At 43.0% G+C, this 24125-nt stretch carries 25 protein-coding genes and 1 pseudogene; 19 read left to right on the top strand and 7 right to left on the bottom strand.

Annotated features, from left to right (window positions below; translation table 11 throughout):
* The first annotated feature begins 90 nt into the window (after positions 1 to 90).
* From EXT48_RS16970 to EXT48_RS16945, 6 genes are all read left to right on the top strand, one after another.
* A complete protein-coding gene (locus tag EXT48_RS16970) occupies positions 91 to 567 on the top strand; it encodes a hypothetical protein (protein ID WP_130165111.1) in 477 nt (158 codons plus the stop codon).
* A gap of 80 nt (positions 568 to 647) precedes the next feature.
* A complete protein-coding gene (locus EXT48_RS16965) occupies positions 648 to 1043 on the top strand; it encodes a hypothetical protein (RefSeq protein ID WP_130165110.1) in 396 nt (131 codons plus the stop codon).
* Between the two features lie 124 nt (positions 1044 to 1167).
* Positions 1168 to 1866 (top strand): hypothetical protein, encoded by a 699-nt coding sequence (locus EXT48_RS16960; protein WP_130165109.1) that lies wholly within the window; start codon positions 1168 to 1170, stop codon positions 1864 to 1866.
* Between the two features lie 112 nt (positions 1867 to 1978).
* Entirely contained in the window at positions 1979 to 2512 is a 534-nt protein-coding gene (locus tag EXT48_RS16955) for a hypothetical protein (protein WP_130165108.1), read from the top strand.
* 82 nt (positions 2513 to 2594) lie between these two features.
* Entirely contained in the window at positions 2595 to 3167 is a 573-nt protein-coding gene (locus tag EXT48_RS16950; protein ID WP_130165107.1) for a hypothetical protein, read from the top strand.
* Between the two features lie 126 nt (positions 3168 to 3293).
* The gene (locus tag EXT48_RS16945; RefSeq protein WP_130165106.1) at positions 3294 to 3674 is read left to right on the top strand and encodes a hypothetical protein; all 381 of its coding nucleotides are present in this window, start codon (positions 3294 to 3296) and stop codon (positions 3672 to 3674) included.
* Between the two features lie 331 nt (positions 3675 to 4005).
* On the opposite strand, the gene EXT48_RS16940 is transcribed toward EXT48_RS16945, so the two are convergent.
* On the bottom strand, positions 4006 to 4977 hold the full coding sequence (locus tag EXT48_RS16940; RefSeq protein ID WP_130165105.1) for a transposase: 972 nt from the start codon (positions 4975 to 4977) through the stop codon (positions 4006 to 4008).
* 100 nt (positions 4978 to 5077) lie between these two features.
* Positions 5078 to 5740, bottom strand: a pseudogene (locus EXT48_RS16935) (IS4 family transposase); the annotation flags it as partial.
* A gap of 129 nt (positions 5741 to 5869) precedes the next feature.
* On the opposite strand from EXT48_RS16935, the gene EXT48_RS16930 reads away from it, so the two are divergent.
* The 3 genes from EXT48_RS16930 to EXT48_RS16920 all read left to right on the top strand — a co-directional run bounded on the left by EXT48_RS16930 (position 5870) and on the right by EXT48_RS16920 (position 7665).
* Complete coding sequence (locus EXT48_RS16930) at positions 5870 to 6316, top strand: hypothetical protein (RefSeq protein WP_130165103.1); 447 nt, start codon at positions 5870 to 5872, stop codon at positions 6314 to 6316.
* A 132-nt stretch (positions 6317 to 6448) separates the two neighbouring features.
* A complete protein-coding gene (locus EXT48_RS16925; protein ID WP_130165102.1) occupies positions 6449 to 6835 on the top strand; it encodes a hypothetical protein in 387 nt (128 codons plus the stop codon).
* Positions 6836 to 6966: 131 nt separating this feature from the next.
* The gene (locus EXT48_RS16920; RefSeq protein WP_130165101.1) at positions 6967 to 7665 is read left to right on the top strand and encodes a hypothetical protein; all 699 of its coding nucleotides are present in this window, start codon (positions 6967 to 6969) and stop codon (positions 7663 to 7665) included.
* Between the two features lie 291 nt (positions 7666 to 7956).
* Here the strand turns inward: EXT48_RS16920 and speE are convergent, their stop codons facing one another.
* Positions 7957 to 8817 (bottom strand): polyamine aminopropyltransferase, encoded by an 861-nt coding sequence (gene speE / locus EXT48_RS16915; RefSeq protein WP_010378188.1) that lies wholly within the window; start codon positions 8815 to 8817, stop codon positions 7957 to 7959.
* A 220-nt stretch (positions 8818 to 9037) separates the two neighbouring features.
* Here speE and speA point away from each other — a divergent pair, with 220 nt between their 5' ends.
* The 4 genes from speA (at position 9038) to EXT48_RS16895 (ending at position 14066) form a co-directional block, all read left to right on the top strand.
* Positions 9038 to 10918, top strand: coding sequence for a biosynthetic arginine decarboxylase (gene speA / locus EXT48_RS16910; protein ID WP_130165100.1), 1881 nt, complete (start codon positions 9038 to 9040; stop codon positions 10916 to 10918).
* Between the two features lie 110 nt (positions 10919 to 11028).
* Entirely contained in the window at positions 11029 to 11904 is an 876-nt protein-coding gene (locus tag EXT48_RS16905) for an acyltransferase (protein ID WP_010378193.1), read from the top strand.
* Between the two features lie 15 nt (positions 11905 to 11919).
* A complete protein-coding gene (locus EXT48_RS16900; protein ID WP_017218365.1) occupies positions 11920 to 12840 on the top strand; it encodes an acetyltransferase in 921 nt (306 codons plus the stop codon).
* Positions 12837 to 14066: a mechanosensitive ion channel family protein gene (locus EXT48_RS16895; RefSeq protein WP_130165099.1), complete on the top strand. Its 1230-nt coding sequence runs from the start codon at positions 12837 to 12839 to the stop codon at positions 14064 to 14066. Before EXT48_RS16900 ends, EXT48_RS16895 begins: the two co-directional genes overlap by 4 nt.
* Before the next feature lie 24 nt (positions 14067 to 14090).
* Here EXT48_RS16895 and chrA read toward each other — a convergent pair whose 3' ends face one another.
* Positions 14091 to 15221, bottom strand: a complete 1131-nt coding sequence (gene chrA / locus EXT48_RS16890) for a chromate efflux transporter (RefSeq protein ID WP_130165098.1) — start codon at positions 15219 to 15221, stop codon at positions 14091 to 14093.
* Positions 15222 to 15277: 56 nt separating this feature from the next.
* Between chrA and EXT48_RS16885 the strand changes: the two genes are divergently transcribed.
* Together EXT48_RS16885 and EXT48_RS16880 are read left to right on the top strand one after the other, a co-directional pair.
* Positions 15278 to 16114 carry an ABC transporter substrate-binding protein gene (locus tag EXT48_RS16885; protein WP_239360328.1) on the top strand — a complete coding sequence of 279 codons (837 nt, stop codon included), beginning with the start codon at positions 15278 to 15280 and terminating at the stop codon, positions 16112 to 16114.
* An 83-nt stretch (positions 16115 to 16197) separates the two neighbouring features.
* A complete protein-coding gene (locus EXT48_RS16880) occupies positions 16198 to 16824 on the top strand; it encodes an OmpA family protein (protein WP_039493461.1) in 627 nt (208 codons plus the stop codon).
* A 35-nt stretch (positions 16825 to 16859) separates the two neighbouring features.
* Here the strand turns inward: EXT48_RS16880 and EXT48_RS16875 are convergent, their stop codons facing one another.
* Both EXT48_RS16875 and EXT48_RS16870 read right to left on the bottom strand, forming a co-directional pair.
* Positions 16860 to 17204 (bottom strand): rhodanese-like domain-containing protein, encoded by a 345-nt coding sequence (locus EXT48_RS16875; RefSeq protein WP_010378206.1) that lies wholly within the window; start codon positions 17202 to 17204, stop codon positions 16860 to 16862.
* Between the two features lie 37 nt (positions 17205 to 17241).
* On the bottom strand, positions 17242 to 17394 hold the full coding sequence (locus tag EXT48_RS16870) for a DUF2892 domain-containing protein (RefSeq protein ID WP_083229929.1): 153 nt from the start codon (positions 17392 to 17394) through the stop codon (positions 17242 to 17244).
* Positions 17395 to 17724: 330 nt separating this feature from the next.
* Here EXT48_RS16870 and EXT48_RS16865 point away from each other — a divergent pair, with 330 nt between their 5' ends.
* Genes EXT48_RS16865 through EXT48_RS16855 form a run of 3 tightly spaced genes read left to right on the top strand, consistent with a single transcriptional unit; the run spans position 17725 to position 22387 of the window.
* Positions 17725 to 18030, top strand: a complete 306-nt coding sequence (locus EXT48_RS16865) for a helix-turn-helix transcriptional regulator (RefSeq protein WP_130165097.1) — start codon at positions 17725 to 17727, stop codon at positions 18028 to 18030.
* Positions 18031 to 18045: 15 nt separating this feature from the next.
* Complete coding sequence (locus tag EXT48_RS16860) at positions 18046 to 21351, top strand: efflux RND transporter permease subunit (protein WP_130165096.1); 3306 nt, start codon at positions 18046 to 18048, stop codon at positions 21349 to 21351.
* Positions 21341 to 22387 (top strand): efflux RND transporter periplasmic adaptor subunit, encoded by a 1047-nt coding sequence (locus EXT48_RS16855; RefSeq protein ID WP_130165095.1) that lies wholly within the window; start codon positions 21341 to 21343, stop codon positions 22385 to 22387. The genes EXT48_RS16860 and EXT48_RS16855 overlap by 11 nt, the downstream gene beginning before the upstream one ends.
* Before the next feature lie 17 nt (positions 22388 to 22404).
* On the opposite strand, the gene EXT48_RS16850 is transcribed toward EXT48_RS16855, so the two are convergent.
* Positions 22405 to 23082 carry a nitroreductase family protein gene (locus EXT48_RS16850; protein WP_017218372.1) on the bottom strand — a complete coding sequence of 226 codons (678 nt, stop codon included), beginning with the start codon at positions 23080 to 23082 and terminating at the stop codon, positions 22405 to 22407.
* 151 nt (positions 23083 to 23233) lie between these two features.
* Here EXT48_RS16850 and EXT48_RS16845 point away from each other — a divergent pair, with 151 nt between their 5' ends.
* Positions 23234 to 24115, top strand: coding sequence for an ABC transporter ATP-binding protein (locus EXT48_RS16845; RefSeq protein ID WP_010378221.1), 882 nt, complete (start codon positions 23234 to 23236; stop codon positions 24113 to 24115).
* Positions 24116 to 24125 lie beyond the last annotated feature (10 nt).

The following is a 24125-nucleotide window of genomic DNA, read 5'->3' as shown; positions in this document are numbered from 1 at the left end:
AAACAGCAGGCTTGTGCTCCTTTGTCGCCAATTTTAGCCTGCTATTTTGTGCCGTTCACGGCAAGCGTTATATGAATAAGGTGAAGCGTTGTGCATCTTTCTGATTATGTTGCCTTAGTTGCAATCTACTTACTTTACAAGGCATTGAATGAATGCCTAAAAGGTAAACAGCCTTCAGCTCCAGCAGCTGTTGGTCGAGGTTTAGGTATTTTAGCTTTTGGGCAGTTTGTCACTTTAGGTCTTATGAATTACTTAGTAAGCCGTTTGGGTACTGAGACTTTTCAGCAATCTAGTGCGGAATATGTCGCAATGCTATACGTACCAATTGGCATTATTTATACTCTTCTCGCGGGCTATATCGCAGCTAGAACCTATGAGGACACCAAGAGTATGAATGTCAAAATGGTTGCTGGTATCGGTCTGTTACCGCAAGTTCTATTTACTGTGTTTAATTTTAATGAGGGCGTATCCTCTTATTTAGCTCTTGTATTGCTCATTCCTTGTGTATTCATAGGGGGGCATTTGAATAAATATTCATATAACAAAACCTTAAAGGCGGATTCGTAACAGTTGGCTCGGCTCCGCTTCACATTTTAGCCAACAATTACTCACCGTTTAAGGTGGCGTTATGTGCCTTGGAGGGAATCATGCATATTGCCATTAGTTTTAAAACATCTATGTTTGATGTCTCAAAGGAAAATAAGAATCCTGTTAACCCAATTTATGGCGAATCACTCTTAAAATGGTTAAAACAAGAATTGGATTCCGAGTTTGAATTTACAGAGCCTGATGCAGAGGATTGGGGCTGGTATAGCTACATTACATGGAATAACCGTCAATATATGCTTGGCGCATCCACTTACTTCGAAGAGGGTGATGATCCCAAATCAGAATTAGAATGGGTGTTCCAAATAGATAAACCTCGTTCCCTTAAAGAAAAACTCCTTGGTAGAGAAAAGATATCAACCGCTGACGACTGTGTGTTATTTTTTAAATCAAAGTTTGAGGCACAACCAGAGATGAACTCTGTAGTCTTTGAGTAATAGGCATATAACAAATTAATTAAACAATGGACGTAAAATAGCAGACTTGCGCTCATTCTTCGCTTAGTTTAGCCTGCTATTTTTTGACGTTTATTTGCGGCGTTATACCCCTAAAGGAGTTTAGATGTTACGCACCATATTAATTTCTCTAATTGTTATTTTATCGGGATGTGCAAGTACACAAAATGAAAAATTAACTTCTAAAAGAATTGGTGTGTTAACACCTGAGTCACACAATAATCAATTCTGCTACCTCTACAAAGGCGTGACAGTTTTCAATAATGAGTCAGCACGTGAGGAACTTAGCCCTAACTTTTCTAACAGTTTTAACGCATCTGTGGGTAAGGGCATCACAAAGTCGGGGAATATACCAGTATCCCTAGGCAAATTACCTGCCCATAAGATCTCAAGTTATTTTGAACGTAAAGAATGGGATCATTCAATTACTCTTACTAAGGATGGTCGCAAGTATATTGAGAGCTTGCTTGAATCAAATCAAGTTGATTATATTCTCTTACCTTGGTTATATGATTTAGAACGTTGTATGGTAAGCGTTGAAGTTGGTTACTCTGATTTAGAATATGCACTTGACTCTAACGTTCAACTTCATCTTCTCAATGCTCAAACTTTACAGCATATACAGTCTAGACAAGTAAGCTCTGTAAATTCAATGAGACCAATCTACTTACCAAAAGATAAGGCTGCTCCCACTATTACTGACAAGGCTAGACTATCTGAGAAGCTCTATGTTGAGCTTGAAGATGATGTTTTTAGGCTTCTAGATGGTGATTGCTGCTATTCAAAAAGAAATGATTTACCGTAACGGGGTATAACAAATTAATTAAACAGTGGACGCAAAACAGCAGGCTTGCGCTCAATCTTCGCTTAGTTTAGCCTGCTATTTTTCGCCGTTTATTTGCGGCGTTAGGTTTACTATGCGCCACATTCTAAAATTAGCGATAATTACACTTCTTTTGGTAGGTTGCTCGTCACTAGGCGGTTTTGTTGAATCGAGTGCTCCGGACGAAAATTTTATTGATATAACAGGTGGTATCGACAGAAGCTTTTCATACAAATTTAAGGTGGAATATCGAACAACCACTGAGCTAAATCAGTGTACAACGTACCATCTGGCATTAGGAAAACGTATTGCTCAGCAGTTCGAATTTGACTACTACCCTGACATAAAAGGATCTGCATATTCGGTTAGATTGCCTTTACAAGAATTAGAACCGAACACACCTTGTAATTGGAAACCAGTAATGGCTTTTTTGTGTGTAAATTCAGCTGGCAAAGAACCAACATCTTGTACAAGTATCTTTTCATTTAGAGGGGGGCAAGATATAGGCCCCGTTACAAGAATAGAATGCACCAATAGTAACTTTTGCTCAGACAGTGAAAGTAATATTGGTAGTGGCGCTATAAATGAGTTTAACAGGGTATATCAAGTTGATATTGTTGCTAGATAAACCTAACAAATTAAATCATCGGAAAATCGCTCGCTGCGCTCGCATTTTCCACTGTTTAAAGCGTTATATGGCTAAGGAAAGTATGCGTAAATTTTTAGTTTTGATGGTATTTTTAGCTTCTAGCTTAGTTTATGCCGACTCTGACCCTTGCGAGTTAAATCAGTACCCTGTCAAATGGAAATCCGATTTAAGCCATCCCGTATCTTATGAGCTACCTGCAATTTTCTATAAAACTAACAACTCAAAAGTTATTGTCTCTGTTTCAAAAGCGATAAATTTTGCTGAAGGTAATATGGAAACTCATAAACCTTATTTGAAAAGCGCCAAAGAATACATAATTAATAGCTTGTCTGAATTACCGAAAAACAAACTTGTGGATCATTCAAACCTTTGGATCACGACAAAAAGATTGCAAGGGCAAGAGTTAAATAAAGCAATTCATGTTATGGCGGGTTACCACGGGTTATTCGAAGGCTTATTGTTAAACAATGAAGCATCGGTAAGTATTAATGAAAAACTAATTGCCTCATCTAATACTGTGTATATGATTGGTAAAGGCCTTGCCCCTGTTCATGGTTTGGGTTATGTTCACAAGCTTATTGTTTCCAACTCTAATGACATAATATTTTCTAAATGTTGGCTAGATAGCAAATAGCCATATAACAGACGCATTAATGAATGGACGTCTAAAGCTTGGCTGCGCTCATTCTTCGCTAATTTTAGCCAAGCTTAATCCGCCCATTATACGGGGGTTGTAACCCCGAAGACGTTAGAGTGTTCTATGACTACTTGTAAAAAGTGTAAAAGCAAAATTTTACCTAAAATGGTGAGTGCTGGTAAATCAACAGCCTATTTTTGCCCATTCTGCGGCGCTTCTCAAAGTAAGTTTGGTTTTAAAGAATTCTATATTCTATTCAATGCACTCTTATTACTGTGGTTTACTGCTTTCTTCAATCATCATATAAGTGCTGGAAATGTTACATGGTCACCCATGATGCAAAAATTAGCATTTTTGGTGCTTGGTTCTATTGTAAGCTTGATTTTCACTTTTTATAAAGTTTCAAAAAAACAAAAGGGTCACTGGAAACTTTATAATTCCTTGTCCTTTGTCGTTATGGTTTTGTCTATTGCTCTTTCAGCATCTCAGGTATGGGGGTTATAACACATATGAACGTTATCTGGTCAAGAAGGAATCAATGACACCCACCATTAGAAGGAATCAATGACACCCACCATTATTTGTATCTATGCTGAAGGAATCAATGACACCCACCATTAGAAGGAATCAATGACACCCACCATTATTTGTATCTATGCTGGCAAGTAAGATTTAAAAGTACGGAAATACTTAAAGAACAGGGAACAAAAACGTTCCTAGATAAGTTGATTTTTAGCACTCAAGCGTATCTCTACACTAAAGCTGGGTTATCGCGCACAACAACGCGCTGCAAATACAACAGTAAGAAATTCTAGCGTTGAGAATTTGAGTTTTGCTAAGCCAACAAGCGCTCGCAGTTTGTTAGGTTTGTCCGTCGTCGTTTTTGCAGTGTTTCGCAGTAAGCGGTTATTGTTCGTTCTCGACCAACGGCACCGTGAAATACCCGAGAAAACTGCGTAGTGAGTTTTATCCAGTTTTCAGGCTCTATATTGAGTCGAGTAAGAATCGGTTGTGCTTCATTGATATACCCGCGTTTATCGACTCGAATATATTGGCCCGTGAGCTCAACTAATTCAATATAGGATTTGAGCTCAAAAGGCAGGCCTTTTGGCATATGTTTTCGTGGGCTGCCAGCGAAGCGTAATAGACTTTTTGGTTGTTTACCTAATTTCGCATGGTCGATTCGTTTTTTGATGCTGGTGTAGTCTGAGGTTTCAGGCGTTGCGGCGATGCTGGCTCTAATTGGGTTTAGGTCTACGTAAGCGAGACAAGCAGCCAGTGCAGCCTCATCCAGTAATGCTTGGGACTTAAATCGTCCTTCCCAAAACCGACCTGTACAATTATCTTCTTTATTTGCTCGGCGGGCGATGTCTTCATTAAGCACTCGCATAAACCAGCTAATATCTGCGAGTCTTTCTCTGTACTTATCAACCAGCTCATCGAGTATCAATTGCTCCGACTCACTCAGTGGCTCATCTTCAATAAACTTTTGGCTTATCCAATTGCCTTTAAACAACTTGTGCCATCGTATCACAGTCGCTTTATCCGACAGACGCTTAGACTTTTTATCATCAATATATAAAACAATGTGAGTATGATTACTCATCACGGCATAAGCACAGACATCAATACAAAACACATCCCCCAACATCAGGAGCTTTTCTTCAACCCAATTCCGGCGGTGTTCGTATGATTTGCCAGTAAATTTATCTTCACCGCATAGAAAGGCACGTCTTACGCAACGGGAGATGCAGTGATAGTATTTGGTGTCGGTTAAACTGATTTGCTTTTTACGGGCAGTAGCCATAGCTTGGTTTCCTCAATCCTTTGAGTGCAGAATTATAGCTTAGGCGGTATCTTAGGAAGGTGCAAAATAGTGGTGGGTGTCAGCGATTTATGTTTCTCAGCGATTTATGTTTTACTTCTCCAATATAACGTCCACGGGGAGTTGCTGATGGGCAAAGGGCCTGATTTACATGCCAATCTTCGCTGTTCTTATGCTGATAAGTGACTTTACCACGCACCCGCCCGAGCCAGAACCAGCCTTTTTTATCGACCTGTCGAAACCAGGTATTTCGATAGCCAGCATCTGTCACGATGAGTGGAATACATTTATCAGGCAGGATGCTGGCAAGTTCATCCAGGAACAGCTGATGGGACTTAGGTGAGTTGTATTGAGCAAATGTGAAGGTGCGCTCATACACTATCATTGAGCGTCCCTGAATGCTGACGGAAGCACGTAAAGTCATCAACCGCAGTTGCTCGCGCACATCGGCCCAGTCGACCAGCAAGATAGGCATAGGATTAGCGCCACACGTCAGGCGAGCATGAAAGCGGTAAATAGCAAGTCGGTCGTTATGCATGGCAGTGTTGCCAAGCAGTCGGTCCATACGTTTAATGTTGTGTTTTGCAGCGACAGGGCCCTTCATATTCCGACCCAGCTCTGTAAGTGAGAGTTGATTGCTATCGAGCAAAGTCTCAGTTGCTAGCATTAATGAATCAAGGCGCCGCGCATGAATTTGGGGGAAGTTTTTTCTGAGCATATCGTGTAGGATAGTGATATCACGCATGGTGTTGTTATCTATTTGGTTTTTGGCGAAATAAATTAGAAAAAACGATGCCGTGCGTGTCCATCACATTGACTTTAAATATGATTATCTGGGGATTCCTCAGACAACAGCGTTAGCAACACTTGGGTTATGAAGACTTTTTTAATTGTAATATTTTTTCTAACTTCTTTTGACAGCTTGGCTAATAGTAGCTTTGACTTATCTGGTTCTTGGGAGGGGTTTTATTCTGGTTCCCATATTCATCAGGGTAAAATGACAATTGAGGTAGCCTCAAAATCTTGCTCAGTTACAATGCAGCGACTTGATAAGTCTGAAGTGCTTCAATTTCCTTGTGAAAAAATAACCCACACTAAAGGGGTTTATCATTTTACTGCTAAACAAAAGTTTACTTCTGGCGCTGGGTATATTGAATGGGTATTTTCTTTTGCACTTGGCATAGGACATGATGACCCAAAAGTGACAAGGAAGCTTATCGGAACTTGGTTACAGGGGATGAAAGAAAAAGAGGCGGGTAATTTAATTGGGTTAAATTCCGGTTCAATGAAGTTAAAAGAATTAAAAAATAATAAATTTTAGTAGCAGTAAATATGCTGCTAACAAGGCCGTTAAACTAAGGGTACAAAACCGCAGGCTGTGCTCCTTCGTCGCAAGTTTTAGCCTGCTATTTTGTGACGTTTACGGCAAGCATTAGGTGAACATGAGATATCAATGAAAACGATTACGTTAATAATTATTATGCTGTTGTCCCCAACTTTGAAAGCTAAGGAAGTTAACTTGACTGAGTTAGAAAATGTTTCACAGAACCTGCAGTTCTTAATTGCACCTACCAATGTAGATGAATATGGAAAGCTAGAAAAGTTATGTAAATGCACCGCAAAAATAGCTCAAGAGAAATGGATGCCTGCGAAGTATTCAGAATTTAGTAATGCACTAAGTGGATACGCCAAACTAGTAAATTCAGCAATGGAAAACATGGAAGAAATGCTAAAAAATGGCCCCCCTAGGTCTTCAGAAACAGTTATATCTGGCATGCGAGGCCTGGTTGAAATCATTGAGTCTTGTGAAGAGAAGTATGGAATTAGAGTTGAATTCTAATCAATACTAATAAGGTCATCTAACAAACACTTTAATAAAGGACGCAAAATAGCAGGTTTGCGCTCATTCTTTGCTAACCTTTCTACGTCGCTTATTTAGGCGTCAGCTTTACGGAAATTTTGGAAATAAAAATGAAATTAAAGGCTTTTATATTACTTATCTCTGTTTTGTTAAGCGGATGTAGTACTACATCATTAAAAAAACCGATTTCTAGCAAAAAAATAGGTATCCACATTAAATACAACGCTCCCTATACTCTATGTCAAGAGTATTACGGTGCGACAGTTTTTAACAATGAAAGTAGTCGTTATACTATTGATTCTAACTTAGAGAGCATAACTATCAATGCTATAAGTCAAGCAATTACCGAATCTGACAATACTCCAATAATAATTCCTGTTGAAAAGGCTGTTTCACACTCAGAACTAATGACTTTTAATTCCTGGAGTGGTGAACCAACTCTAAATGTTTTTGGTGCAAGCTACCTTGAGAAGTTAGGTGAAACCTATGGAGTTGAGTATATTTTTGTTCGCTTTATAAATGAACCAATAGAGTGTGATATCAGGTTATCTAATCAGTATTCCGATTATGGTCAAGTTAACCTATATAGTTTGTCTTCATTCAATCTGTTTGATATTAAAAATGCCAAATACCTAGGTATGGCGGGCCCTAAATTTGGTGAAAGTTATTCTTTAAAAATGCCTGAAGATATAAATAATCTTAGCAAAGATGAATTACTTAAAGCCGTTAAAGTTCATTACAACAAGACTTTAGACTATAATTTCAGGTTGCTTTCTAAATCTAAAAACAAAGTATCAAGTAATAATTAAAGCTAACAATGCACTCAAAAAGGACAAAATAAATAAGCTCATCGCTTCGCTCGATCTTAGCTTATTTAATTTTTCCTGTTAGCTAAGCGTTAGCCCATAGAAATTTTTATCCGAAAGTCATCTAATACAGCCGACGACCTAAAACTTTTTTGTCCAAAAATGAGCTAGAGCGAACGTCTGCTGTTCGCTCATAACTTCAGGGTAGGTGAAATATTAACCTAATCATCAAGGCTGTAGAGTCAGATATGAGGCCACTACACTTTAACAATTGAGTTTATATTTTGACTGGGCCTACTTTTCGAAAGCACGCTTCATAAAGTTAGGTGTTGCTAATGCACCTTTATGAATACCTGTGTTGTAGTACTCAGTATCAAATGTTGCGTTATCAACGTCTTGTTCGCGGAATCCGGCAAACTTTTGATCTTTACGCGCCATTGTTGCTGACCACAGGCCGCTTGGGTAGATTGGTTGTGGGAAAGGCAGGGTTTGCAGATCAACAAAGCCCACTTCCAACATTGCATCGCGCATTTCTAGTAGCAACGGCATGTGCATCAGAGGTGATTCACTTTGCTGGATCATGATACCACCAGTGCGAAGCGCTGCTAAGCAGCTCTTGTAGAATGCGTGGTTGAATAAACCTTCACCAGGGCCAACAGGATCGGTGCCATCAACGATGATAACGTCGATAGACTCTGCTTCGGCTTCACGCATATATTTGATGCCATCATCAAACATCACAGTTGCGCGAGGATCGTTATTAGACTCACAAAGCTCAGGGAAGTATTTCAAAGACATTTGCGTCACAACTTCGTCGATATCAATCTGAGTTACTTTTTCAACGCCAGGGTGCTTTAATACTTCACGCAATGTGCCACAGTCGCCGCCGCCAATGATCACAACATTTTTAGGTGCAGGGTGCGAGAATAGCGCCGGGTGACTCATCATTTCGTGATAGAAAAAGTTTTCACGCGTGCTCACCATAGTGCAACCGTCAATGATCATCAGGTTACCAAAATCCGTCGTTTCAAACATTTCTACTTTTTGAAATGGTGATTGGATTTCGTCTAATTTTTTGTTGACTCTAAGTGAAAAAGCGCTGCCATCGCGGTCGCTAATTTCTGTAAACCAACGGTTTGCTTCTAAGTTTGCCATGATTGTGTTCACACTTGATAAAAATTAAGGCAATTTTGCCAGTGCTTGCGCCTTTGCTCAATCAATTTTAGTCAACATTTTGTACTTTGCCTCATATTAGTCCTAATCAAGCATGGGCTATTTTTCAGGTTTGTAAGCTAATGAAAACGCAACTTTAGGTCGCATTGACTAGCCTCGCGTATTAGAATGAAGCTTTATAAAGAATTAATTGAGAGCAGCAATGACTTGGGGTCTGCAAACAGCACGTTCTATCTATAACGTTACTCACTGGAGTGACGGCTATTTTGATATCAATGAACAGGGCCAGTTAGTGGCGTTTCCTGATGGTGATCGCACTAAGCCACCAATTCTTCTTCCAGAGTTAACTGAGCAATTTAAAGCGCAGGGGCTAACTTTGCCGGTTTTGGTGCGTTTTACCGACATTTTAAAACATCGTGTCGATACCTTGACTCAAGCCTTTACTGCTGCACGAACTCAACGTGATTACCAAGGCCAGTACACTTGTGTTTACCCAATAAAAGTGAATCAGCAGCGCTCGGTTGTCAGTAAGTTATTGGCTCATCCAAGCGGTCTTGTTGGCCTTGAAGCCGGTTCTAAGCCTGAGTTGATGGCAATTTTGGGTGTGGCACACCAACCTATTACCATTGTCTGTAACGGCTACAAAGACAGTGAGTTCTTGCGCTTAGCTTGTATTGGTCAAGCGATGGGTCATCAAGTAAACATAGTCGTTGAAAAGCTCTCTGAACTAGATACCTTATTACAAGAAATCGACGATTTAGGCATTGAACCGTCGATTGGTATTCGTATTCGTCTTAATTCAGTTGGTAAGGGCAAGTGGCAAAATACTGGTGGTGAAAAAGGCAAGTTTGGTCTTACTGCTAGCCAAGTGCTGCAAGCGGTTGAGCTACTTAAGTCGCATAATCGTTTGCACTTAATGCAGTTGGTACACTTCCATATCGGCTCGCAAGTTGCCAATATTCGTGATATTCAACGTGCGCTTAAAGAGTGTGCGCGCCACTATGCTGAGCTATACCAACTAGGTGTTCCGCTGCGTATCGTTGATGTTGGCGGTGGCCTAGGAGTGGATTATGAAGGCTCAGGTTCTCGTAGTTCATGCTCTATGAATTATACGGTGGCGGAATACGCGAAAAATGTGGTGCATGCTTTTCATGATATTGCGGAGCTCAATAGCATTCCGCATCCGGATATTATTACTGAATCTGGCCGAGCATTAACTGCCCATCACGCGATGCTTATCACGGATGTAATTGACGTAGAAAAAGCGCCAAATCAAGTTGAACCGGTGCAGCCACAAGATACCAGCCCATTGGTGTTGCAAGAGTTATGGCATTCGTTGTCACAACTGACCCCTCGCATGGCCTTAGAAACTTACCATGACGCTATGCACTTGTTCAGCGATGCACACGACCAATACGTGCATGGTTTGATCAGCATGCAAGAGTGGGCGCAGCTTGAACAGCTTTACTTCACGACACTTCATAAAGTGCGTGAGTGCTTAAATGAGAATGCGAGAGCACACCGAGAAGTACTAGACGACCTCAATGAAAAGCTGGCTGATAAACTGTTTGTGAACTTCTCGTTGTTCCAATCACTGCCGGATGTTTGGGGTATTGACCAGCTATTTCCGGTGATGCCTATCGACAAGCTCAATCAGCCGTTGACGCAAAGAGCGATTATTCAGGACATTACCTGTGATTCTGATGGTCAAATCAACAGTTATGTTGAGGGCGCGGGTATCGAGTCAAGTTTACCCATTCCTGAGTATGTGCCGGGAGAGCAATATCACGTTGCGATGTTCTTGGTGGGAGCCTATCAAGAAATATTGGGTGATTTACATAACTTATTTGGTGACACAGACTCAGTACACGTGGAGCTTTGTGATGAGGGTTATAAACTCACTAATGCAATCAAGGGCGACAGTGTTGAAGATGTACTGCGCTTTGTTCATTATGACAAAGTGGTGCTATCTGAGAACTACGCACAGCAAGTCGCGGCCTTGTCGTTGCCGGAGTCAATTAAAGCTCAGTATCTACAAGAGTTAAACGCTGGACTTGAAGGTTATACTTACTTCGAAGATTGATTTTCAAATAGTGAAATGGAATAAATTATAGCCGACCAACTGGTCGGCTTAATTGTGTGTGATTTTCAAGGTATGATACAGCTCTGCCGTAAAACACGATGAGGGAATGAATGTCGTTTATTCGTAAAGTGATCAGCATCTTGCTGTACGCCGTTAACACTATATTTTGGTTTATACCGATCTTTATTTGTGGCTTGATTAAGCTACTGCCCATCCCGCCATTGCAAAAAGCCATGAGCTATATTGCTAAGGCGTGCGCAAGTAACTGGGTCGCGTGTAATTCAGTGAGCCAAAACCTCATTGCGCCGTATACGCTCAATGTTAGCGGATTGGATGAGCTAAAACGCAAAGACTGGTACTTGGTTATCGCCAATCACCAAAGTTGGGTGGATATCTTAGTGTTGCAGCGAGTGCTTCATGGCAAAATCCCGTTTTTGAATTTCTTTTTGAAAAAAGAGCTGCTTTACGTACCTGTCCTTGGTCTTGCTTGGTGGGCGCTCGATTTTCCTTTTATGACGCGAACCAGCAAGTCGCAATTAAAGAAAAACCCTAAATTGCGTGGTAAAGACATAGAAACGACGCGAAAAGCATGCGAAAAGTTTAAAACAATGCCAGTGAGTATTGTAAACTTCGTTGAGGGTACGCGTTACACCGAATCCAAGCATAGTAAGCAGAAAAGCCCATTCACGCATCTGCTTAAACCAAAAGCGGGAGGCATCGCATTTGTGATGCAAGCCATGGGTGAGCAAATCAGCAAAGTGGTGAATGTCACCATTCATTATCCCGGTGGTGTACCAACTTTTGCAGACTTTATCGCTGGTAAAGTGAAGTCAGTAGATGTTCAGGTGGAAGTAATGCCGGTCAGTGCAAACTTGGTCGGCGACTACACGAATGATCCCGAATTTAGAGTGCGTTTCCAATCCGAATTAAACGCCTTGTGGCAAGCTAAAGATGCACAACTTGTGGAGCTTGCCGATAAAAAGTAGTAGAAGGATGTTGTGATGTTAAAACAAATACTACCTAAGTGGTTTCTCGGGCTATCGGCCAGTGTGTGGCTGCTGGTGAATACCTTTGTATGTGGTTTATTGGTGCTATTGTTTGGCATCATAAAACTGCTTGTGCCAGTTAAGTTTATCTCTACAGCACTGCACTTTTTTTACGGTATGTGGTGTAAAGGCAACTATCTAGGTTTGCGCATCGCGTGCGACAAAATACAAGTGAGCTTGCCAAAAGAATTACACGCTCAAGGGTGGTATTTGTTAATTTCCAATCATCTTAGCTGGCTTGATATCGTTGTGCTTAGTGCCATGGAGGTACTACCTGCACCTAAATTTTTCCTAAAAGATGAATTAAAGTACGTGCCTTTCATTGGTACTGGTGCATGGGCGATGGGCATGCCATTTATGAAACGTGCGAGTAAAGCGCAGATCGCCAAAAACCCTAAGCTTAAAGGGATGGATGTAGAGCGTACCAAAGCCAGTTGTCGCAATTTTCGTGATCATCCCACAACGGTAATTAATTTTGTGGAAGGTACTCGTCATACTAAAGCCAAACATGCGCATCAAAATAGCCCGTTCAAGCATCTGCTCAAACCAAAGGCGGGTGGTGTAGCGTTTGCCCTAGAAGTGTTATCTGAGCAACTTGACGGCATGCTCAACGCGACTTTGGCTTATGAGTTAGAGGGTGAGCATATTTGCCGTGCATTTACGCTTGGACGCTTGGATGCAATTGATGTAAAAATAGACTACATTGCGATGGAGAAAGTGCCACTTGGTAACTATCAAGCCGATAAAGCTTATCGTGTACAGTTTCAATCTTTTATGAATGAAGTTTGGCAACGCAAAGATTGCCAACTCGAAGCGCATTGGCTGCATTCGACTGAGCCAAATGACACGCTCAATGAGGAGCTAAAACAGCTATGAAGTTTGATCACCTTCATGATGTCGTTCAACCGTGGTTAAAAGAGTTACCGCAAGGCACTGTGATCAGTGCTTTATTTACCAATGGTGTCGCGGTTGTTGGATTATTGTTTTTATATTGGGTGATCCGCCGTTTAGTGCTACCCAATGTAGAAAACCTCGCGCGCCATATTTCACCGCGTAAAATTGGTCACCTTTCCCCTCAGTTAAGTAAATTTAGCGGCCGCTTTGCCTTTGTATTGTGTTTACTGGTTTTTTCCGCCTACCACGAGCGTCTATTTGTCGCGCCAGCTTGGGTGTTTATCGTGATGGAAACACTGGTGTACGTTATGTTGGTGGTGGCATCTGGGTTTTTATTTAGCAGTTTAGTCAATTTAGGTAATGGTGTTTATAACCTCTTTCCATTCGCCAAAGAAGTGCCGATCCAAGGGATTATTCAAGTAATTAAGCTACTGATATTTATAGTTTGTTCTATATTGGTGGTCAGTATCTTGGTGGATAAATCACCGACCTATATTCTTTCCGGTTTTGGTGCGATTGCGGCAGTCATTATTTTGGTATTTAAAGATACGATTTTGGGATTGGTTGCGAGTATTCAAATAGCAGCTAATCGACTGGTAACCACTGGCGACTGGATCCAAGTTGACGCATTTGGTGCAGACGGCGAGGTGATAGATCTGGGTTTAAATACCGTTAGGGTTCGTAACTGGGATAACACCGTCACCACCATACCAACTTATATGTTGATCTCTGATTCATTTAAAAACTGGCGTGCAATGCAAGAGTCAGCAGGACGTCGCATCAAACGCGCCATTCATATTGATTTTACTAGCATTGAGCCGTTGGCTGAGCAAAAGCGAGCGTCGCTAACCGAGCAATATCCACTGCTGGAAAAACTTGAAGAGGTACCAAGCGATATCACCAATTTAGGCTTATTTAGACGCTATGCAGAGGCCTACTTGAAGCAGCATGATGCCATTAATCAAGATTGTTTATGTATGGTCAGGGAGCTTGCCCCCACGCAGCATGGTTTGCCTCTGGAGTTTTATTGTTTTAGTCGCGATAAACGCTGGGTGTTTTATGAGCATCTACAAGCCGATATTTTGGACTACATGCTAAGCGTAATGCCAGCATTTGGGTTACGTCCATACCAAAGTGTGAGTGACTACTTTGGCGCACACCGCGTGAAAGTACGCGCCGGTAGCAAACCTGACGCAACTTCAGAATAATCAGCCAGGCCACTGAAAGGTGGCCTACACACTTCCAGCGATAACCCCAAACACCATAAAGGCAATAAGCAATTGCCATATCGCGGGCTTTAGCCATTTAAGTGCTGCAAAACCTAATATCACCGCGATGATATCGAGCAAACTATGCACCGCAGAAAGCCAAATTGGTTGATAAAACGCAGCGGCTAAAATTCCCACAACACCGGCATTTAAGGCCGCGCTGATGCTTGCAAACCTTGGCAATGCAATAAGTGATTGCCACTGTTGGTTAAACGCCCACATTAACAGTAGGCCCGGCAAGAAAATAGCGAGCGTTGCAATCGCTGCGCCCAAAATGGGATGGATATTGTCGACAACGGCGCCTAAAAAGCTTGCGATGGTAAACATCGGCCCTGGAATGGCTTGCGCGGCAGCATAAGCTGTTAAGAAGGTTTCTTGCGCGACTCCCTCAACACTAGTTTGTAGTAGCGGCAGCACGACGTGACCGCCGCCAAAAACTAAAGCGCCTGCCTGATAAAACTCGGCAAATAGTTGATTTGGTAGCGCGGCAAAGGTTAACGCAAATAGGCCAATAAAGAGCGCAAATACAGACCAGTTGATTTGGCTTTTTGATTGACTCGGTTTACTTGGCGCATTGCTAAATGAGTAAAAGTAACCAGCAACGACAAGCACCATAAGCACACCCAATTGTGCGCTTAAGTTCGGCAGCATCAACAGCGTGAATGTGGCGAAAAATGCGACGAATTTGAGTGCTGTGGTTTTACAAAAGCTTTTCGCCATACTCATTACCGCATCGGCAACGATGACAACAGCAAACAATTTCAACCCATCGATGACATTCAACGCAGTGCCCGAAAGCTGCTCAGCGGTTAATGCCAGCATGATCATGAGCAAAAAAGACGGTAGCGTAAACCCTAAGAAGGCGGCGATCCCTCCTAGTATTCCAGCTTTTTCTAAACCAATCGCGAATCCAACTTGACTAGACCCCGGTCCTGGCAGTATTTGTGACAGACTGATCATACTGGCATAGCGCTCGTTACTCAGCCATTTTAAGTTATCGACAAAGTGTTTTTTAAAGAACCCAAGGTGGGCTGCGGGTCCTCCAAAGCTCGTACATCCTAATAACAAAAACTGGTAAAATATTTTCAGAAACATAGTGTACCTTGTGATATTGTTAACCTTATATCTTCACAATTTTATATGACATATTTATGACTTTTGGCACGAGTGCGCCTCAGTTGGATAAGTATTATGCGAATGACTTTTTTATCGCCGTGTTTATTTATTTGTTGGCGAACTTCTCTTGTTTTGCTCAGCAAATTAATGTCGCTGTTGATCACGCGCCACCGTATAGCACTATTGAAGACAATGGTGAAGTGCAAGGTTTAATCTTAGATATATTGGCAACGGTGCAGGCTCAGGCTGGTGTTGATTATCAAATAAATGCCGTTCCCTGTCCTTTCTCTCGCTGTATGCGGATGATAGCGCAAGGTGAGGTAGACATCATGGGTGGCTTGATCCGTACGCCTCAACGAGAAAAGTTAATCGACTTTGTCGAACCCGCCTACATGGCGCTGACATCTTCGTTTGTGTTCTATGCTAAGCAAGACAGCGATATTCGGGTGGAGCAATATACGGATCTTTATACCAAGCGGATTGCGGTGATGCGTGGCGGCGTTTTTTACCCTCGCTTTGATGAAGACCGTCAACTCAATAAAGTCCCTGTGTTTAGTGAGCAAGTGGCATTTGATTTATTGCTTAAAGGACGTGTTGACCTTGTGATCGCAGTTGAAGACACCGCTGAGGTGGCGATGGAAGTGCTTGGTCAGCCCATTGAAAAGTTGAAAAAAGTCTCCTATCACCACGCTCAGCCGATTTATGGCCATATGGCAATGAGCAAACGCTTCAGCGGCACCGAGCTTGCGCAAACCATTCGTTTAACGATGAAGCAATTGGCTGAGAAAAAGCAGCTAGATGCTGTGGTTGCAAAATATAAACTGCCACCAGTTTCTGAGCATATAAGCGACTTAGTCCCTGCTCATCCTTAAAAAAACCAACAAGGCTTCAGCCAGAGTTAATTGTTTATTGCAACAATATAGACAATCAAGTTGAAACGAACTCAGGTGGGAAGATGATTGCAAGAAATATGTTAATTGGTGCAGCCGTTGTGGTTGCTTTGTCTGGATGTGAAATGAATAACACAGGTAAAGGTGCGGCGATTGGCGCTGCAACTGGTGCGGTGTTAGGTAAGGCTACTGGTAACCACAAAGATAAGCGTCTTGCCATTGGTGCTGCGGTTGGTGCAATTGCAGGTGCCGCAATTGGTAACTATATGGACAAGCAGGAAGCCGCTTTTAACCAAGAGCTTGCTGGCACGGGGGTTGAGGTGGTTCGTGAAGGCGATCAAATGCGCTTAGTGTTGCCATCAAACATTACCTTCGCGACAGGTAAGTCAGCTATCAGCCCTGGTTTTTATAATACACTTCAAGGCATCGCGCGCGTGATGCAGCAGTACGATAAGACATTCTTAACGATTGTCGGGCATACAGACTCTACTGGTTCAGCGAGCTTCAATCAGACTTTGTCTGAACAGCGCGCGAATAGCGTAAAGCAGTATTTATTATCACAGCAGGTACTTCCTGCGCGATTATACGCAGAGGGCATGGGTGAGTCTCAGCCAATCGCGAGCAACGATACTGAGCAAGGTAAGGCACAAAACCGCCGAGTAGAAATAAAAATTATTCCAAACCGCGCATAAGAAAAGTGCAAGGAGTGCTGCACAGCACTCCTTTTTTATAAAGTGTCACACACCACTTCAGCTTTGCAGGTAATTACGCTGACATTGGTGTAACCGATACGTGTTAGTTGCTCTGCGGCAAAAATAGCACGGCCACCAGCAGCACAGTGTAAATAAATTGGCCTGTCTGCGTCTTTTTCCAGCTCTGGAAGCTTAAACTCTAGCAATCCTCTTGGGATATTTACCGCGCCGTTGGCTGCCTTTTGACTATGTTCAGCCGGCTCTCTCACGTCGATAACCAGACCATTGTTTTGTGCAATCTCTGATTTTGCTTGTACCGCGTCAATGCAGCGTTGATTAGGCTTTACTGTCTTTAATACATCTTGGGCAGATATCAGCATATATAGCTCCTTATTGGGTTATCGGTTTCATTATGACTCACCTTTCCTGAATGCCAAGTTTCTTCAATATAACGATCATAGGGCACCAGTTAGTAAAAGCAGACTGCACTAAATTGACACAAATAAACACACTAAACCAAACCCAATGTGGGTTGACAAAATGTGTGAGCAGTAAAGAAATGGCAAACATAACACCAGCGATTAATCTAAATAACCTGAGCTGCGGATAATTAATGCCTTTCTAGCAGCCAGTTTTAGCGCTAACTGCGTTGAATTCACTTCCAATAGCTCGCTATTGGTGCGTAAATACGCCTTGTTTTCCCTAAATCTTGCTGGCTAGACAAGAAGAAAAGCCTTTTTGACTAAAAATAATGAATTAGCCATTTCTTATCCAAACCTCAGGTTAACGAGGATGTAAGGTCATAATGAGTGTCACATTTAATATTAGAAATTTCTAATATTAGACATTGCTAATGTTTGTGTCTATACTTTAAGCACATTTATTTTTTTGGGAGTCAACATGGAACTGCAGCAAATGGCGCAAAATGCCGAACAGGCAGAAGCCTTGTTAAAGCTTATGGCGAATAAAAATCGCTTGATGATTTTGTGTGCATTGCAAAAGCAAGAGCTCAGTGTTAGCCAGCTTAATGAAATGGTGCCGTTGGCGCAGTCTGCCTTATCACAACATTTAGCCAGCATGAGAAAGGCAGAAATCGTAGCAACTAGGCGTGAGGGGGCGACGATTTATTATCAGGTTAAAGATAGCCGAGTCGCTGTACTACTCGAGAGTTTATATCAGCTGTTCTGCGCCTCAAGTGCAGAGTAACTAGGAACGACTGAGATGCAAAAGTTAGATGGTGTCATTCGGTATGCTCTACAAGGCAGCTTGCCAACGATTATCTTCTTGTGCGCTGTGGTACTTGGATTATTTGCATTGCAAATGACACCACGAGAGGAAGAGCCACAAATAGTGGTGCCTATGCTGGATATTCATGTGTCGGTACCAAATACTGCCTCACCAGAAGTGGCACGATTGGTCACCACTCCACTTGAAAAGTTACTGCTGCAAATTCCAGGCGTTGAACACGTCTATTCTACGACCCAAACCGGCGGCACGGTTGTTACTTTAAGATTTCATGTGGGTGAAGACAGGGAGAAAGCCATTCTCAACACCTACACTAAGCTGTATGCCAATCAGCATACTATGCCGGGAATTGTCACTCAGTGGCAGATCCGTCCAATAGAAGTCGATGACGTTCCGATTCTTATGCTTGGACTGACAAGTTCCAAGCCGCAACTATATGATGACTACGCGCTAACGCGCTTTGCACAAGAGCTAGCTATCCAGTTACAGAGCATCGCAGACACCAGCGAGGTTTCAGTTATTACCGGGCGCACGAGAGCACTTAGGGTTGAGTTGAACTTAGCTGCGCTTGCTGCACATCAAACAACACCAATGGATGTTTTAGGTGCTATCCAAAGTAGTAATCTAGTGACACGTGTCGGGCAAGTGACGGCAGGCAGTAATACGATTGCCTTTGAATCTGGTGATGTTCTTCGTAATAAGTCGGCACTTGAAGGTCTCACGGTGAACGTAATCAATGGCCGTGCCATTGTTTTAAAAGAAGTTGCTCAGGTTATTGATGGTCCTAGTGAACCCGATAGCTATCAGTGGTTAGCAAGCAGCGACAGTCAGGCTGATGCACCATTAGTGACGATTGGCGTGGCGAAGCAAAAGGGAAGTAATGCGGTAACGGTTGCAGAGCAAAGTTTAGCGCTTGTAACCCAGCTACAACAGGAGATCCTTCCCGCTGAGGTATCGGTAAAAGTATTAAGAAACTATGGTGAGACGGCCAATGACAAAGTCAATAATCTTACCTCTAGCTTGGCCTTTGCGGTATTTACCGTTGTGATATTTGTCGGTGTATTTTTAGGTTGGCGGCCTGCCATCGTTGTTGGTCTTGCAGTGCCAATTTGCTATGGCATTACACTTGGGTTGGACTTTGCGTTTGGTTACACCATTAATCGGGTCACCTTGTTTGCGCTTATTTTGTCGCTGGGATTGTTGGTCGATGACCCAATCACTGGGATTGATAATATTAGCCGCTTTATTCATCGCGGCGCGGCAGCTGACACAGATCACAACATTGTCGCTGCTATGGTCGAGATCAAATCTGCGCTTTTGATGTCAACGTTAACTATCATTATGGCGTTTATTCCATTGGCGTTTATTACTGGCATGATGGGCCCATATATGGCACCCATGGCATTTAACGTCCCCATTAGTGTCATTGCCTCGACGTTAGTGGCTTTTTTAGTGACGCCTTGGCTGTCTAAAAAGTTACTCAAAGCGGATACAAAAACAAGTGAAGTCGCGCCTCAAGACTCCTACTACAGCAAAATCATGCTGCCAATTTTACAAAACCCACGCAAAGCCAAGTGGTTATTATGGGGTGTGTTAGGGTTATTTGTTGCAAGTGTGAGCCTCCCTATTTTTAGGGCCGTACCACTGAAATTGCTGCCGTTTGACAATAAAAGTGAAATCCAAGTACTGATAGATATGCCCGAGGGAACCAGCCTTGAGCAAACGGCCGCAATGACGAGGCAAGTACAGCAAATCGTTTGGTCAGAAGCTGAAGTGACCGACATCGCCGCTTTTGTCGGTAAGCCTTCCAGTATGGATTTTAATGGTATGGTGCGAGGCTATTATCGTCGTAGTGGTACGCATCTTGCCGAACTTAGGGTGTTACTGGTGGATAAGCGTGAACGCGAACATCAATCTCACGCCATCGTCATGCGACTGCGTGAAAAGCTTCAGCCTTTTAACCAAACTTTGACGCAAGTAAAAGTGGTGGAAGTGCCACCGGGACCTCCGGTATTAAGTACACTCGTTGCTGAGGTTTATGCAGATCCGTTTGTTGCTCGTGAAACGCAAGAGCAAGCAGCCCAGAGGTTAGCGCATCGTTTAAGGCAGGAGCCACATGTGGTTGAGGTTGACACCTCAATGGCTTCGCCAACATGGTTAAAGCGGTTTGTGGTTGATAAACAAAAGGCTGCGTTATCAGGTATGGCCACAGAGGATATTAATCAATCTTTAGTGGTTGCAAGCCGCGGCATGTCAGCAGGCTTTTTATATACTCAAGGTGAAGTCGCAACGGTGCCCATCGAGTTAGGTGTGAGTTACGCGCAGCGTAATCAATGGCAAAACGTATTGGCGATGCAAGTTCGTGGTCGTCAGGAGTTGGCTAAAACCACTCAAGAATATGGCTTAGAGCAGGCCGCGAGGCCCCTTGTAGCGATTGGTGAACTTGGCGAATTAACAGCTATCCCTACGGCTCCCGTGATCCTTCGAAAAGACCTACAAGAAGTGATTTATGTGTTTGCGGAGCTAAATGGCCGTACCCCAGCTGAGGTGATTGCCGATGTGGTTGCGGATGAAAACCAACAGATAACACCAAGCAATTGGGCATCTCGCACCTTTTTACACAGTGGCGGAGGAGTCACTTGGTCAATGTTAGAGGGAACTCATTATACCTTTAAAGGTGAAGGTGAGTGGCGTATTACCATTGATGTGTTTAGAGATATGGGGATCGCATTTGCATTTGCACTGGTGGCGATATTTATCATCCTGCGGATACAAACGGCATCTAGTAGCTTATCACTTATCATTATGTCGGCAATTCCCCTCACTATGATAGGGATTATGCCGGGCTTTTGGTTACTCAATCAATTTGGTGAGCGTGTGGTTGCAGGTGCGCCAGAGCCTGTGTTATTTACAGCGACCGCGATGATAGGGATGATAGCGCTGGCCGGAATCGTGGTGAGAAATTCCCTGATTTTGGTGGAGTTTATTAATCAGTCTCGTGCGGCTGGTATGGCACTTATCGACGCATTGATCGCGGCGGGAAGTGTAAGAATGCGACCGGTATTACTTACAGCAGGCACGACGTTATTAGGCAACTTGGTGATTATCTTAGATCCCGTTTTTAGTGGCCTCGCCCTCGCTATTATCTTCGGGATCATTGCTTCAACGTTATTTTCACTGTTGGTCGTGCCTATCGTTTACTACTTAGTATTCAAAGACTCATCGACACCTAATCAATCTCTTAATGCCTCATCAGTTCAGGAGTCTTCTCATGTCTCGTAATAAAATCGCTATTCCTGTTCTTGCTATTTTTTGCCTATTATTAATGGTCGTGTGGCTTGCAGGTGGATTCCAAAATAAGCTAGCTGCGGGCAATAAGTCTGAACTTCCAGCCTATCAAGGCGCACGTTATACCGTGCAAAAGTCGTTGATTGCGATGATTGAACAAGTGCCTGCGAGCGTAGTCGCAAAAGAAAATACGTTAGTGTCCAGTCGGTTATTGGCGGAGCTTAAAACGCTTAACGTCAGAGCCGGTGATAAAGTCACTGCGGGACAGCTGATAGCAACACTCGATGATGCCGAGCTTAAAGCTGAGCTGCAAAGAGTGGCGGCGCAGCAAGCGGCGAATTCAGCCAAGCTAGAGCAAGCGACTAAGCAATTAGTACGCAATAAATCTCTTAATGAAAAAGGGCTTATCGCGATTAACCAAGTGGATGAGTGGCAAGCCACAGTGAACGAGTTACAAGCGCAAGATAAGGCATTACAAGAAGCGTATCGTAGCGCTGAAGTCGCGCTGGGTTACACGCAAATCACAGCCCCTATTTCGGGTAAAGTGGTAGCGCGCTTACAAGAGCCAGGCAGCATGGTTAGCCCCGGTGGCGCCATTATATCGCTATTCAATCCATTACAATTGCAGATTGAAGCGCCAATTCGCGAGAGCCAAGTTAAGCATATTCAGTTAGGAAGCGAGATTAAGGTGCGCATACCTGCGCTAGACATAAGCCAAACCGCGCGTGTGTCGGAAATGGTGCCAATTGCCGACAGCCAAGCGCGCAGCTTTATTATTAAATTGGATATGCCTTTGCTGCAAAATGTGGTGCCTGGCATGTACGCGCTGGTTGAGCTTGTGCTTGGCGAGCAGGCGGTTATCCAAATTCCAACGAATATGATCAGCAAGTATGGTCAATTGGCGATGGTTGAAGTAATAGAAAGTGGCCAGCTTCACAAACGCTACCTCAGGTTGGGCGAAGAGACTGGTAATAAAACGATTGTTATCAGTGGCCTAAACGAAGGCGATCAGCTAGCTGTGCAGCGATAGTTAGCTGATCCAAACTTTTAAATAAACGAAGCGATTTCGGCGAGTGATTTTTTCACTGTTGCGTGCTCTGGAATAGTTGCATCTTCACTTGGATAACCCGCAATCAATAACATATAAGGACGTTCGTTATCTTTATCTCTACCGCACAACTCGCTTAAAAAGCTCATAGGTTTAGGAGTATGGGTCAGTGTGGCAAGTCCTGCATTATGCAGGGCTTGGATAAGAAACCCAGTAGCTATCCCAACCGATTCATGGACATAGTAGTTGGTATTTTTGTCTTCCGCATGGATCCCACCTTTTTTCTGACTAAAAATAGCGATAAGCCAAGGTGCATGTTCTAAGTAGGGTTTTTGTGCATCTGTGCCCAAAGGTTTTAACGCGTCCAACCACTCATCTCCGGCACGGCCTTGGTAAAACGAGCGCTCGAGATCCTCGGCTGCAGCTCGGATCTGTTTTTTCTTTTCTGCGCTGCCAATCGCCACGAAATGCCATGGTTGATGATTTGCACCACTGGGGGCTGTGCCCGCTGCTTTGATACAGGTTTCAATGATTTCTTGCGGTACTGGACGGTCGCTAAAAGCACGGATACTATGACGTCTCTTACTGTTTTCCAAGAATGCTTCCGCACGACTTAGCATTTCTTCGTGAGGGTATTCAATAAAATCCGTCAGTGGGTGGTTGGCGTGATCTTGCATGTTAGTTTTCCTTGGGTTTTGTAAACTAAGAACGTTTCTTAGTGTTCCAGTGTTTACTTTTATTTGCAATTGATATGTTTATGTTAATTGTCACTAACCTAGGTAAATGTTATAAAAAGGACAATAATAAAAATCCGGAAAGGAAATAAAAATGCTAGAAATATCAGGACTTTCAAAAACCTATGATAATGGTGTTCATGCTTTGAGAGGTGTAAACCTGACTATTCCAAAGGGAATGTTTGGGTTACTCGGACCCAATGGCGCTGGAAAATCATCGTTGATGCGCACGATTGCTACATTACAGTCGGCGGATGCTGGCACCATACAGTTCGACGGTGTGAATGTCTTAAAAGAGCCCAAGGCACTCCGCGCACGTCTAGGCTATCTGCCGCAAGATTTTGGTGTTTACCAACGCGTTAGTGCGTATGATTTATTGGATCATATGGCAATCCTAAAAGGGTTAAATAATAAAAAAGAGCGTAAAGAAGCCGTAGACGGATTGCTCGCACAAACTAACTTATATGATCACCGTAAAAATGCGGTAAGCGGATTTTCCGGAGGTATGCGTCAACGCTTTGGTATTGCCCAGGCATTACTTGGTGATCCTGATTTACTCATTGTGGATGAACCGACAGCGGGATTAGATCCAGAAGAACGTAATCGTTTCCACAACCTACTCGTTGGCTTAGGTGAGAGTAAAGTAGTTATCTTATCGACGCATATCGTGGAGGATGTATCTGAGCTATGTCCGAATATGGCCGTACTGGCGAGCGGACAAATTTTACTTGAAGGTAATCCAATTGCGCTCACCGAGCAGCTACAGGGGAAAATCTGGCGTAAGTCGGTCACACTTGCAGAAGCGAAAGAAGTAGAGCAAAACTTACCGGTTATTTCTAAGCGTTTATTTGCGGGACAGACCTTACTTAACGTATTTGCAGATCAAGCACCTGAAGGCTTTGAAGCGGTACCTGCCGATTTAGAGGACGTCTATTTTTCTACTCTGCATACTCATCGAAATAATCAAGCAGCGTAAGGAGTGGGCA

It is taken from the genome of Pseudoalteromonas sp. CO348 (genome assembly GCF_004208845.1).
Classification (GTDB): Bacteria; Pseudomonadota; Gammaproteobacteria; order Enterobacterales; family Alteromonadaceae; genus Pseudoalteromonas; species Pseudoalteromonas maricaloris.
The sequence above is the reverse complement of the archived record's forward strand: the minus strand, read 5'-3'. Positions and strand labels throughout refer to the sequence as shown.

Bases quoted from the DNA above. Each gene is read 5' to 3' on its own strand.
- speA (WP_130165100.1), top strand. From the start codon at position 9,038: ATGACTTGGGGTCTGCAAACAGCACGTTCTATCTATAACGTTACTCAC.
- EXT48_RS16875 (WP_010378206.1), bottom strand. From the start codon at position 17,204: ATGCTGATATCTGCCCAAGATGTATTAAAGACAGTAAAGCCTAATCAA.
- EXT48_RS16870 (WP_083229929.1), bottom strand. From the start codon at position 17,394: ATGTTTGCCATTTCTTTACTGCTCACACATTTTGTCAACCCACATTGG.
- EXT48_RS16885 (WP_239360328.1), top strand. From the start codon at position 15,278: ATGACTTTTGGCACGAGTGCGCCTCAGTTGGATAAGTATTATGCGAAT.
- EXT48_RS16930 (WP_130165103.1), top strand. From the start codon at position 5,870: ATGAAGACTTTTTTAATTGTAATATTTTTTCTAACTTCTTTTGACAGC.
- EXT48_RS16880 (WP_039493461.1), top strand. From the start codon at position 16,198: ATGATTGCAAGAAATATGTTAATTGGTGCAGCCGTTGTGGTTGCTTTG.
- EXT48_RS16945 (WP_130165106.1), top strand. From the start codon at position 3,294: ATGACTACTTGTAAAAAGTGTAAAAGCAAAATTTTACCTAAAATGGTG.
- chrA (WP_130165098.1), bottom strand. From the start codon at position 15,221: ATGTTTCTGAAAATATTTTACCAGTTTTTGTTATTAGGATGTACGAGC.
- EXT48_RS16850 (WP_017218372.1), bottom strand. From the start codon at position 23,082: ATGCAAGATCACGCCAACCACCCACTGACGGATTTTATTGAATACCCT.
- EXT48_RS16905 (WP_010378193.1), top strand. From the start codon at position 11,029: ATGTCGTTTATTCGTAAAGTGATCAGCATCTTGCTGTACGCCGTTAAC.
- EXT48_RS16950 (WP_130165107.1), top strand. From the start codon at position 2,595: ATGCGTAAATTTTTAGTTTTGATGGTATTTTTAGCTTCTAGCTTAGTT.
- EXT48_RS16955 (WP_130165108.1), top strand. From the start codon at position 1,979: ATGCGCCACATTCTAAAATTAGCGATAATTACACTTCTTTTGGTAGGT.
- EXT48_RS16900 (WP_017218365.1), top strand. From the start codon at position 11,920: ATGTTAAAACAAATACTACCTAAGTGGTTTCTCGGGCTATCGGCCAGT.
- EXT48_RS16855 (WP_130165095.1), top strand. From the start codon at position 21,341: ATGTCTCGTAATAAAATCGCTATTCCTGTTCTTGCTATTTTTTGCCTA.
- EXT48_RS16920 (WP_130165101.1), top strand. From the start codon at position 6,967: ATGAAATTAAAGGCTTTTATATTACTTATCTCTGTTTTGTTAAGCGGA.
- speE (WP_010378188.1), bottom strand. From the start codon at position 8,817: ATGGCAAACTTAGAAGCAAACCGTTGGTTTACAGAAATTAGCGACCGC.
- EXT48_RS16860 (WP_130165096.1), top strand. From the start codon at position 18,046: ATGCAAAAGTTAGATGGTGTCATTCGGTATGCTCTACAAGGCAGCTTG.
- EXT48_RS16940 (WP_130165105.1), bottom strand. From the start codon at position 4,977: ATGGCTACTGCCCGTAAAAAGCAAATCAGTTTAACCGACACCAAATAC.
- EXT48_RS16895 (WP_130165099.1), top strand. From the start codon at position 12,837: ATGAAGTTTGATCACCTTCATGATGTCGTTCAACCGTGGTTAAAAGAG.
- EXT48_RS16845 (WP_010378221.1), top strand. From the start codon at position 23,234: ATGCTAGAAATATCAGGACTTTCAAAAACCTATGATAATGGTGTTCAT.
- EXT48_RS16960 (WP_130165109.1), top strand. From the start codon at position 1,168: ATGTTACGCACCATATTAATTTCTCTAATTGTTATTTTATCGGGATGT.
- EXT48_RS16865 (WP_130165097.1), top strand. From the start codon at position 17,725: ATGGAACTGCAGCAAATGGCGCAAAATGCCGAACAGGCAGAAGCCTTG.
- EXT48_RS16965 (WP_130165110.1), top strand. From the start codon at position 648: ATGCATATTGCCATTAGTTTTAAAACATCTATGTTTGATGTCTCAAAG.
- EXT48_RS16925 (WP_130165102.1), top strand. From the start codon at position 6,449: ATGAAAACGATTACGTTAATAATTATTATGCTGTTGTCCCCAACTTTG.